We start from the raw sequence: 12,005 nt of genomic DNA on the forward strand, positions 1-12,005 counted from the left end.
TGCTCTATAACTAATATATTTTAATTAATGATTTCCATTGATCTTGTGTAAAAGAAATTGCTTTTCGCACTTTTTTACTTGTTTTTGATCAGGATTGAGCTACAAGTATCTATCTTGCAGCCCTTTGAATTATAATAAATCATGATAACTAATAAGTATGAAAATATTGCTGAATTAATTCAGGATCTTTAGTTTTAGTTAATGCTGTCATGAGTAAAATTCGAGCTTTTTCAGTATTAAGCGAATCTGAAACTAACCCTGGTAATGTTTTGTTTACAGGAACTATCCCACTACCTGTTCGAGATGAGCGTACAACAACAATACCCGCATTTTCTGCTTTTTTTATGCCTCTATCACTTCTAACAGAAGTAGAGCCAGCTCCAGAACCAGCATAAACAATACCATCTACATGGTTTTCGATAGCAGCATCGAACAAATACTCTGGATCATCCTGATAGCCATATAAAATAATCACTTTAGGTAACGCTTTAACACCGCTAAGATCAAAAATAGAATTTGATGTATGAAGTTTGTCAATTTTGGTTTCAAAGTGTGGTTTTGCAGCTATAAAAACACCTAAATATCCCTGTTCTGCGGCTTTAAAGGTATCTGTGGTTGTGCCATTAGTCTTTGTTATAAATCGGGCTGAGCCTATTCTATCGTTAAGTACAACCATGACACCTCGCCCTTTAGCTTCTGAAGTAGATGCCAATGTCACAGCTTCTAATAGATTCATTGGTCCATCGGCACTGATAGCGGTCGCGGGACGCATGGCTGCAGTCAAGACAACAGGTTTATCACTTTTTACCGTTAAATGAAGAAAATAGGCTGTTTCTTCAAGTGTATCTGTACCATGGGTAATTACAACGCCATCAATATCATCTTTTGCTAATAGTTCATTCACACGGTTTGATAGTTTTAAAATAATATCACTGGTCATATCATTACTGCCGATATTAGCTACTTGCTCACCATCAATTTGAGCAATATTTTTTAATTCAGGAACCGCATCAATTAATGTCTGCACGCCCAATTCACCGGCTTTATAACTAACGGTATCGGTATTGCTTGCAGCCGAACCGGCTATTGTTCCTCCAGTTGCCAAAATAACAATATGAGGAAGTTTTGTCTCACCAAAACAGAATGTACTCATTAAGAATAGAGTGGTGAAAAGTATTATTTTATATTTCATCTTTTTTCCTTATAGATAGTAAATAAATATCCTTTTATTTACCATGCAAAATCTAGACCAAGTTAAATAAAATTAAATTGTCGCTAAAAATTCTCAATGAATTATTTAACTTATTAAAAATAGAGTAAAATTAATCAAGAAAGATTTTATCTATTATCAAAATGAATGCACCTAAATGGTGCGATTTACTCTTAATGATTTAACCTTGATCCTCAAAATTGAGCAAATATGGATAGCTAACTCGTTTTATATAGTGAATTTACCATTTTTAACAATGATAAGGTATAAAAACACAACCTAATTCCGTTCTTTTTAATCATTCAGCAAACTTATTGATTAGTAATAAATAGTGATAAAACTTTTGATAGATTTTACAACTGGACTTGAACCTGTTACTGCTCGATTATGGATTCTTAAATATAATTTTTAATACAGTAAATGACCATTTAAAGGTTTAAGAGTGAATATATTCACATTAAATTCTATGAAATCATTTTCAACCATCGCTTTATTGTCACTATTAAACGAAGAAATCGAATTATCCTCAATATTTTACACTGAGCATTCTAATAAAATAAGATGTATGATTTTCAACTTACATGAGTAATATAAATATTATAATTTTGACTGTGTTTTTGGTGAAAATCTATCCTTTTGGGCAACCTCATCCTATCATTTTAGTAAAACTAATTTGTATTACCAATTCATCTATTATTGATGAACCAATTTACAAATCACCAGTTTACTTATCAATTGATAATATTAACATTAGACACTTCATCATCAACCAATTATCGCTTATTTTTCTTCATTTTCACAGTAAAATCAAAATTCTAATAAAAATTCATATAGATAAAGTTTGTTCTATTAGACTTTATTATACTAATCAAAACTCCTCTTAAATTTATTATCAATAAATCAGTTGAAATTAAAAGTTATTATACCTTTTCAAAAACACTTAGAACCGATTATTAAATTAATTAAATTAAATTTTTGTGATCTCAGTCACCAAATTTGGTTTTTATATTTGTGAACTACAACTTTATTATTTAACTTATTATACCAATTGTTTGTTTTTGTATATTTATCTAAATTAGAGGGAATTATGTTTTTTACAGAAAGGAAATTAAAACAACGCGTTGAAGAACTATTGCGGTTTGAATTACATGATATTCAAACAATACAAAGTTTTGATTTTTGTTATGACCGTAAAGGAGTTAATGGTGCCCCGCCCCCTAATGAAAATGCCGATTGGCAAAATATTGAGCAAGGATTTGAGTGGAAAGAAAAGGATATCTATGTTTGGTTAAGGTTAAGCCATACTTTCCCTAAAACCGATCCGAATCGTTCCACTCATATAGGTCTTTTTAATTTTTCATTATCTTTTCTACGTGATGAATATGAAGCGTTACTCTATGTTAATGGTAAACCATGGCATGGTTTAGATAAAAACCATAATGTTATTTCATTTCCGGACGACTTTTCTGGTAAAACAATTAGATTTGATATTCGTATATGGTCAGGCGTACTTGAAGGTAAAGTTAGACAACATTTTGATGAGTTTCATGTTGGTAACAGTATAAAACAAGTTGCCTTCGGTTTAAGAGATAAAGCCACTCATGATTTGTACGTGACTTCTACCGCTATATTACAAACATTAGATGTTATCTCTAACAATGATTTTTATTATTCGAGATTACTTAATCTATTAGATAGCTCTTTTCTACTCATTAATTGGCAAAACCCATCTAGTAAAGAATTTTACCAATCAATCAGTAATGCATCTAGGTATTTAGAAGAAAATTACAGCAAAGATGCGGTGAAATCGCCAGTTGTGATTAATTGTGTAGGCCATACTCATATCGATCTCGCCTTTTTATGGCAAATAAAACATACCAGAGAAAAATGTGCGCGCTCGTTTTCGACTGTTTTGAAGTTAATGAAACAATTTCCAAAATATAATTTTTTCCAGTCTCAACCACAACTCTATGAATATGTTAAAAATGATTATCCTGAAATTTATGATCAAATAAAACAACGTGTCAAAGATGGGCGCTGGCAAGTTGATGGTGCTATGTGGGTTGAAGCTGATTGTAATATACCCTCTGGTGAATCATTTGTCAGACAAATTATGTATGGCAAAAATTTCATGGAAACCGAGTTTGGCATAACGCCTGAATGCTTATGGTTACCAGATGTATTTGGATATTCTTGGGCATTACCACAAATTTTAAAAAAATCAGGCATTAAATATTTCATGACAACAAAAATTAGTTGGAATGAATTTAATCAACTGCCACACGATACTTTTAAATGGCGAGGCATTGATGGCAGTGATATTTTAGCGCATTTTGTTACAACACCTGAAGAAGGACATCCACGATATACCTATAATGGCATTGTTAATGCTAAATCTGTTCAGGGGTTATGGGATAACTATAAAGATAAAGGTTTAACAAAAACACTGTTGCTACCATTTGGTTATGGTGATGGTGGTGGTGGGCCAAATGAGCAGATGCTTGAATTATTGGAACGATTCGAAAAAATGCCAGTATTACCTAATATTCAATTTGGTACTGTTAAGCAATTCTTTCATGAACTAGAGGATAATATCAATCATAGCAATGATTGGTTCCATACTTGGGATGGCGAATTATACTTTGAAACTCATCGCGGAACATACACCAGCCAAGCGCAAATTAAAAAAGCGAATCGATTAGCCGAATTAGATATTCGTTTCATCGAATGGTTATCGGCGACTAACTCAATCTTAAATAATGACTGGTCTGTTTATGATAAAAATAAACTAGATTATTGTTGGAAACTCATTCTTAGAAATCAATTTCATGACATTATTCCTGGTTCATCTATACATGAAGTCTATCAAGATGCCAAACTTGAATTTCAGGATTTAAATAATAGACATAACGAAATTCTTAAACCTCTGTTAAAAAATATTACAGATAGTGATGTTAATAGCAAAATTATCATCAATAGCTCTAACTTTATGAGAAAAAATGACGTTGTTTATTTTGATACTTATGCAGAAAATCTCACTATAAAAGATGATTCCAATCAATATCTCACTATACAAAAATCAAAACAAAATGATGGTTATTTTGTTGAAATACCATCAATAGCGCCACTAAGTTGTATAAATGTAAGTTATGAAAATAACGTTACATCTGAAAGTAATAAGGCAAAAGATGCTTTTATCTATAATGATGATGAAATAGATACACCTTTTTATCTCATTAAGTGGAATAAATTTGGCCACCTTACCCGTATTTTTGATAAAAAGAATAACCGAGAGGTATTGTCAGGTTGTGGCAATGTATTGACTGTATATGAAGATAAACCAATGAAATATGATGCTTGGGATATTGAAATATTTCATATTCAGAAAAAATCACCTGTTGTACAGTTACAATCTGTCGAACTGACTGAATTAGGGCCATTAATTTGTGAAATCACATTTAAATGGATTTTTAATAACAGTTCAATTTGCCAGAAAATGCGAGTCTATAGTAATAATCCAAAAATTGATTTTATAACTGATATTGATTGGCATGACTGCAATCAACTACTTAAAACAGTATTTCCAGTCGATATTAGAGCAGTTGAAGCAACGTACGACATTCAATTTGGTAATGTTAAACGCTCAACTACTTGGAATACTAGTTGGGATTATGCAAAATTTGAAAGTGTAGCACATCAATGGGCCGATTTATCCGAATACGGTTATGGCGTCAGCCTATTAAATAATTGCAAATATGGTCATGCTATTAGAGACAATATAATGCAATTAACCCTCATCAAATCAGCTATAAGCCCTGATTTACAAGCTGACCAAGGACAACATCAATTTACATATTCTTTATTTCCTCATACGAAGAATTGGCAAGAAGGTCATGTTGCCCAAGAAGCTTGGTTCTTAAATGAACCGCTAAGGATTTATGATGGCAAATTAAAATCATTTATTAAACCATCTAATCTATCAATTCTTACATTAGATAATCATTTAGTTCAGGTTGATGCTTTGAAAAAAGCAGAATCAGGTGATTGGTTAATTCTCAGAATTCATGATTTCTCCGGTGGAACACAAAATGTCAATATCAGCTCTCACTACAAAATCAACTGGTGGAGAGAGTGTGATTTGATGGAGAACTTTATTGATCAAAACATAAATAAAGGAAATTTAAAAATAAAATTAAGTCCTTTTGAAATTAAAACTTATGCAATTTCAATAAATTAATTGCTTAATTCTATTACGAGGTTTGGAAAATGAAAAATAAAAAAATAATCACTATTCCTAAAGCTATAGGTTTTGGAATGATTGACATCATTGGAGGGGGAGCATTCACCATTATAGGTGCATGGTTGTTATACTTTTTTACTACTTTTGTTGGATTGAGCCCAATTGAAGCGGCATCAATTGTGGCAATTGCTCGAATATTAGACGCCATATTATGCCTTTTCATGGGGAGTTTCACCGATCACTTTTATAAAAATAAATTAGGTAAAAAATTTGGACGCAGAAGATTCTTCTTAATAATTGGCGCACCATTAATGCTTTCCTATGCATTATTATGGATTAATGGCATGGGCTACTTATATTATCTAGCTATCTATTTAACTTTTGAGGTAGTTGTAGCCATGGTAATGATTCCTTGGGAAACTTTACCATCTGAAATGACCAGTGATTATGCAGGAAGAACCAAACTATCTACTTGTCGAATGTTTATTTCTGCAGTAGGTACTTTTATGGCAACATTTGTACCAGGCAGATTAATTGCAATCTATGGTGAAAATGATCCAAATGCTTATTTATTTAATGGTATATTTTTTGCTGTCTTATTCATGATTTGCGTGATTATATCCTACTTTTCAACTTGGGAAAGACCACTAACTCCGGAAATGTTAAAAGAATTAGAAAAATCTAAATCTGATAAAAAAGTAAATCCAGTTACCTTTGTTTTTGGTCTGTTTAAAGAATATTTCTCTACCCTGAAAGTTAGAGCCTTCAGAAAACATTTAGCTATCTATTTATTATCTTTTACTGGTAAAGATATTTATAACACTGTATTTGTATTTTTCTGTGTATATTGTTTAACGCTTGATGCTTCTGTAGCTGGAAGCCTTTTATCTTTAAGTATCATTGGATTACCAGTTACATTAGTAGCAGGATTCGCATTCGTTAAATATGGGCCGAAAAAACTACTTGTTGGTGCTTATTCGACTATGCTTTTATGTTTAGCTGCGACCTATTTAGTTTTTGTATTTAATCCATCATCAAAAATAGCCATACTGTTTGTTATTGGTACTGTATATCAAATAGGCCGATGCCTGATGGAGTTCACACCATGGAATATTTTCCCATTCATTCCAGATATTGATGAAATGATCACTAAAAAAAGAAGAGAAGGCTTATTTGCTGCTGTTATGACATTCTCTAGAAAAACGACAGTCGCCCTATCAACTCTTTGTGTTGGATTAATATTAGAATTTGGTGGTTTTGTTCAAAAACAAGCAGATCAAACTCCTGAAGCAATAACCACAATTGCATTAATTCTATTTTTAGGAACTGGATTACTTGTTTTCTTAGCTATGTTAGTGACTCTCACCTTTAATCTAGATAAAGAAAAACATGGATTATTAGTTAATGCAATTGATGTCTTACAATCAAATGGCGATGTAAATGAGTTATCTGAAGAAACTAAATTCGTAGTAGAAGACTTAACAGGCTATCCGTGTGAAAAATTATTTGAGAAAAAATAAACCCTATTTATAGGTTGTAATTACTAATAAAATGACTATAAATAGTCCTAACATAAATTAGTAACCGTAAAAATTAGATACTAGATGAAATTCAGCTAGTATCTAATACCTAATATTCTTAATATATTCTATTTTAAAACCACCCTAAACTGTAAAATAAGACTAAAAATTTAATCGTGATTAGTCACATATAAAACTACAAAAGTTAACAGTACAAGTAGAAACTTTTATAATTAATATTATGATTTAGCTCTTCAATAACAGATAGCAAATCGTTCAAGTTCATTCATAAAATATCAACTTTAGATTTTCTAAACAAAAGAATTAAATATTTTGATAAGGTATTTTTGATAAAAACTGATATTTAAGTAAATTATTTAAAAAGCAAAGCCGAGATGACTGAGTTTGAGAAAAACATATTAATGTTAGAATAAACAACTGTATGAAAAATATTTATTGCTACATTTTTATTAAACTCATCAGCTATAGAATTTTTGAAATTCTATCCTCAACCTTTTTAGCTACACCATCTAACATGCAGCCATCCTCAATAAACTCTTATATTAGAATTATTTTTTTAATATCTGACATATTAAACTGACGAGATTTTGCGTGCGGATCAACAGCTTTAATTATTCCATTGTCATCTCAATATTTTAAGTTTATTACAAGAATATTTGTCATTTCTGAAACTTAACCAATACCAACGATCACAGTTAATAAAAAGTCATCATATTCACTTTTAAAAGATTTATTTTCAGTCATTGCTCCTTGCATTTTTATATTTCGAATTAAAAATAACTAGTATTTTATATATTCTAATTTGTTTTTAAAACAAATAGAAAATCAAAAGCGAAGCAATTGTTGTTAAACTACAATCATTAGATCTATAATTCAAAAATTATATTTATATAGCAGATAAAAATAGTGAAATATAAATTATTAACAGGAACTTTCTTTGTACCCATTATCGCCCTATCGGTAGTAACTCAGTTATATATATTTATTCCTGTTTATTCTGATTTAGTACTTTTCATAAAAGGGGCAACTTTAAATAACATTGGCTTACTGACATCTTTATTCGCTATTTTTTATGCAATTGGATTTATTATCTGGGGTGGATTATCCGATCGAATAGGAAAAGAACGTACTTTATCCATAGGGTTATTGCTATTAGCAACAATTAGTTTCATTATGCCGTTTATTACTAACTATTATTGGTTACTTATTTGTCGAACACTCCAAGGATTTTGTGCTGCATCGTATCCGCCTGTGGCAATTGCTTGGATTACGTTAAATCTATCGGAACCATCGAAGTCTAAGGCTGTATCAATTATTAGTTGTGCTTTTCTGTTAGCTGGTATTATTGGGCAGTGGTTCGGCTCTTTGATGATCACAAATTCTCTTTATCCAGCTATGTGGATTTTAATGGCCATCTATATTTTTGGTTCGCTGTTATTTTTCTATCAAACTCCTAAAAAAACTCACCAAGAAAATTCTAGTAATATGAAAGCTTCACTATTTTCAATATTCAAGCAATTAGCGCGAGTTTTATTTAGCAGAAAATTATTTCCAATTTATTTATGTGCTTTAATTGTTTTATTAAGTTTTGTCACACTTTATTCCATTCTACCAAGTAATAATATTGCCGAATACATCCCGACACTAAGAAAGATTGGCATTGTTGCGATGCTATTTAGCCTTACCGCAAGTTATCTATTTAGATATATTAAGCCAGTTTATGTCCTTACTTTAAGTCTATTTTTAATGACAAGTTCTCTTCTTATACATTATCTTTATTTAAATGAACAGTTAAATAATATTTATTTACTTTTCATTAGTCATTTCATATTTATCGTTGCACTTGCTTACGCAGTCCCATCGATGATTACCTGTGTAGCCACTCAATCAGCAATTGAGGACAGAGGCATTGCAACATCTCTGTATACTTGTATTCTCTTCATTGGTGCAAGTTTGGGCTCATTTTTGCCTATTATTTTTAAGTCTAACACCCTAATTCTATTTATCTCAATTTGTATCTTTATTGCTTTAGTACAACTTATATTACTTAATAAAAAATGATTGATAGTAAATGTTAGATTTAATGTAATAAAAGACTTCTTAGGAGGTTATGGTCAGATAAAAATATTATATTTTTTAAGCAAGATCTCGAATGAAATTTAATAAAAACAGGCTTTCAGACAAAGAAATATTTACATATCAGTTGGTTAAGTAAATTAAAATAGCAAAAGTTTTTCCTTAAAATAAGAAATAATTTTAAAAACAATTAAACAATTCAAAAGATAATAATCCTACTGGACTTGAACCAGTGACCAATCGATTATGAGTCGCTTTTATAGCTTTATTGAATTAAATTTAAATTATTAAAAAACAAATAATTAAAGAGGTTAGCCGCCCTTATTGCTGTATATTTGTTCACTATTTTTTACAGATTTTTACAGATTTTACGGCACAAATACGGCACAATTTCTGCGATCCACTTTCCAACTTTTCACATCAAACGGCATCAATTAAGATGAAAAATATAAAAATTTACTATGAAATATATTTGTTGTTAATTTAAAAAATTATTACCACCTACTTTTCGGCCATGTAGCCACAGCAAAGTAATGAAAAGAACCATCACCCCATCGACCTTTGTTTTTCAGATCAATATCAATTGCACCAATTCTACTGAATAGGTTACATCTTTTCTTTGATAAACAAAAATTGCAAATTTTGTCAGATGTACCATTTTGGAACAAATTAAACCGTATTTCATTTACAAATGGAAGTTGTTTTTTTATTTCTTTAGCAAATTCTTTTAAAGAAAGAAAACCTCCGTCCCGCTTGTTTAGTTTAAATAAATAATCAGTATCAACTGCAAAGTGATTTAAAGTTATAATAGCCTCTTCTTCATCAATTAGTATATGCTCAAAATAACTAACGCAAATATCATTTTGGAAAAAACAGAAATCGTCAATGCGATATAATTTTTTTTCCTCAGAAAATGAAGCTGTTATTTTCCTAGGCTCTGAAAATATAACCTTATCGTAACCCTTTTCATAATAAAAACCATTTTTTTCATGTAGTTCATTAGTTTTCTTGGAAAAGTGATTTTTAAAAATAGACATAAAATTCTTCTTTAAAAGGTATTGGTGAGTATATTTTAATCAAATTATTAGGCATGTATATAAAAAAATAAACATTTCGACCCACTTCCCAATTCAAATCCACACTCCAAAAAATATTAGTTTATGATGAATAAAACTAACTAATCTTACATAACATGATAACAATAAAATACACAATACCGATTTATGTGCGAATGACGCCCGATGATTACGATGACGAAATCACGGGCGAATGCTATATAATCAACAGTCAAGACGATCATAACTACGTGTTCTATCAAGATGATAAAACTATGTATGATATCGCTGATTTTGTGATGCTTTATGAAGCGATTGAATACTGTGTGTTAAAAATTAATAGCGGATTAACTCTAATTTAATGCAAAATACCTACTTTTTGAGTGGTATTATGTTTTTATTATCTAAATTATTTAAATCAAACAATATTAAATCGAAAACAGTTAATCAATGGTTAGACGAATATGTCAAAATTTTAGCTGAGCGTGAGTTAAAACCAAAAACCAGAGAAATAAAAGCTTATCTTATTAAGGTTATTCGTCGAGAAATCGGCAACCAATTAGTAAAAAAAATAACACCTCCAGACATAGCGAAAATTATTAAAATCTATACAGATCAGGACAAGGCTCCTTCAGCTAAGAATATGTACCACCTTTTAACGGATGTGTTTAGGGAAGCCTACGCTCAAGGATGGAATGATAAAAATCCTGTCGATCCAATTAAATGCCCAAAAGTCGTAGTTAAACGCTCCCGTATGACATTAAAAGAGTTTAAAAAAATATTAAATGAGGCTGATAAAACAGGTAATAATCTTATGTATAGAGCTATGATGCTAGCGCTAGTGACTGGTCAACGCCGTTCAGATATAGCTGTTATGAAAAAATCTAATGTGAAACGAAATCACTTACTAATTGATCAATATAAAACTGGATCAAAAATAGCATTACCAGTGAAATTAGAATGTAAGAAAGTTAAAACATCATTACGTGACATTATTGACTCATCAAAAAACGATTATTTAGTTAGCATTAATAATGAACCAGTAAAACTGGATAACATAACTAATCAATTTTCACGGTTACGTGATAGAGTTTTTAACAGAGATTATTGGACAGGAAATCCTACAACTTTCCACGAAATAAGATCACTATCAGAACGTTTATATCGAGAGCAAAAAATTGACACCATGACACTACTTGGCCATAAATCTCAAGCAATGACAGATAGATACAATGATAGTCGTGGGCGTGAGTGGCGATATCTCAAAGTTTGATCTATGATTGAGATCTAAGCCCATCAATAAGGCTTATCAGGAAAAATAACGTTAATATCTGATGCATCAATCCGATTTAATAGAACTCGGTACTTTTTCCACGCCTTCAATTTGTCTTCATCACCATTTTCAGATATGTCAAGATCAATTGCGTCTTGTAGTATCGATATATTTTCATTAGCTTCATTCAATAATGAGCTTTTTAACATTTTGTTTTGTTTTATTTTAAATGCGTTTTGTTCCTCTTCATCTAAAACCCATTTTTCGCCGTTCCATCGACTAAACTTGAATGGCTCTAATAATGTAAATTTTTCTTTTATTGAACCGAGATATGCAACTCTGGATGATTCCTGAGTTTCTATGTTATAGACTGTTTTATCACGATGATCTTCAACTTGTACCCATTCACCATTTAATTCGCATGGGTGGAAGCCTTTTTTAAACTCTGGAGCAATTCTCAATGCATTATCTGGTGGTAATGTATCATCATTAGCATCCAATTGATGTGTATATGGTTTTAGTTCATTTGTATTGTCAAAATAATAATTTATCATAGTTTTTCCTATTAATTTTTACCTATTCGACAGGTAGGTACGGTTGAAGGGGATTC

At 30.8% G+C, this 12,005-nt stretch carries 8 protein-coding genes; 5 read left to right on the plus strand and 3 right to left on the minus strand.

Annotated elements, in window-relative coordinates; genetic code table 11:
* Positions 1-148 precede the first annotated feature (148 nt).
* Complete coding sequence (locus H3T54_RS05810) at positions 149-1,192, minus strand: type II asparaginase (protein WP_198221423.1); 1,044 nt, start codon at positions 1,190-1,192, stop codon at positions 149-151.
* A 1,105-nt stretch (positions 1,193-2,297) separates the two neighbouring features.
* Here H3T54_RS05810 and H3T54_RS05815 point away from each other — a divergent pair.
* The 3 genes from H3T54_RS05815 to H3T54_RS05825 all read left to right on the plus strand — a co-directional run bounded on the left by H3T54_RS05815 (position 2,298) and on the right by H3T54_RS05825 (position 9,052).
* Entirely contained in the window at positions 2,298-5,447 is a 3,150-nt protein-coding gene (locus H3T54_RS05815; RefSeq protein ID WP_198221425.1) for an alpha-mannosidase, read from the plus strand.
* 29 nt (positions 5,448-5,476) lie between these two features.
* Complete coding sequence (locus H3T54_RS05820; protein ID WP_198221427.1) at positions 5,477-6,970, plus strand: MFS transporter; 1,494 nt, start codon at positions 5,477-5,479, stop codon at positions 6,968-6,970.
* 927 nt (positions 6,971-7,897) lie between these two features.
* The gene (locus tag H3T54_RS05825) at positions 7,898-9,052 is read left to right on the plus strand and encodes an MFS transporter (RefSeq protein ID WP_198221429.1); all 1,155 of its coding nucleotides are present in this window, start codon (positions 7,898-7,900) and stop codon (positions 9,050-9,052) included.
* 509 nt (positions 9,053-9,561) lie between these two features.
* Here the strand turns inward: H3T54_RS05825 and H3T54_RS05830 are convergent.
* Positions 9,562-10,104: a hypothetical protein gene (locus H3T54_RS05830; protein ID WP_198199779.1), complete on the minus strand. Its 543-nt coding sequence runs from the start codon at positions 10,102-10,104 to the stop codon at positions 9,562-9,564.
* 155 nt (positions 10,105-10,259) lie between these two features.
* On the opposite strand from H3T54_RS05830, the gene H3T54_RS05835 reads away from it, so the two are divergent.
* Entirely contained in the window at positions 10,260-10,484 is a 225-nt protein-coding gene (locus H3T54_RS05835; RefSeq protein ID WP_198199778.1) for a hypothetical protein, read from the plus strand.
* Complete coding sequence (locus H3T54_RS05840) at positions 10,484-11,395, plus strand: tyrosine-type recombinase/integrase (protein WP_198221431.1); 912 nt, start codon at positions 10,484-10,486, stop codon at positions 11,393-11,395. The genes H3T54_RS05835 and H3T54_RS05840 overlap by 1 nt, the downstream gene beginning before the upstream one ends.
* Before the next feature lie 23 nt (positions 11,396-11,418).
* Here H3T54_RS05840 and H3T54_RS05845 read toward each other — a convergent pair whose 3' ends face one another.
* Positions 11,419-11,949, minus strand: a complete 531-nt coding sequence (locus tag H3T54_RS05845) for a tail fiber assembly protein (protein ID WP_198199775.1) — start codon at positions 11,947-11,949, stop codon at positions 11,419-11,421.
* Between the last annotated feature and the right edge of the window lie 56 nt (positions 11,950-12,005).

This window comes from Gilliamella sp. B14384G10 (assembly GCF_016101685.1).
Taxonomy (GTDB): domain Bacteria; phylum Pseudomonadota; class Gammaproteobacteria; order Enterobacterales; family Orbaceae; genus Gilliamella; species Gilliamella apis_A.

What these genes read in the sequence shown, in the direction of transcription:
- H3T54_RS05815 (WP_198221425.1), top strand. Translation starts at nt 2,298, where the DNA reads ATGTTTTTTACAGAAAGGAAATTAAAACAACGCGTTGAAGAACTATTG.
- H3T54_RS05820 (WP_198221427.1), top strand. Translation starts at nt 5,477, where the DNA reads ATGAAAAATAAAAAAATAATCACTATTCCTAAAGCTATAGGTTTTGGA.
- H3T54_RS05810 (WP_198221423.1), bottom strand. Translation starts at nt 1,192, where the DNA reads ATGAAATATAAAATAATACTTTTCACCACTCTATTCTTAATGAGTACA.
- H3T54_RS05840 (WP_198221431.1), top strand. Translation starts at nt 10,484, where the DNA reads ATGCAAAATACCTACTTTTTGAGTGGTATTATGTTTTTATTATCTAAA.
- H3T54_RS05845 (WP_198199775.1), bottom strand. Translation starts at nt 11,949, where the DNA reads ATGATAAATTATTATTTTGACAATACAAATGAACTAAAACCATATACA.
- H3T54_RS05830 (WP_198199779.1), bottom strand. Translation starts at nt 10,104, where the DNA reads ATGTCTATTTTTAAAAATCACTTTTCCAAGAAAACTAATGAACTACAT.
- H3T54_RS05835 (WP_198199778.1), top strand. Translation starts at nt 10,260, where the DNA reads ATGATAACAATAAAATACACAATACCGATTTATGTGCGAATGACGCCC.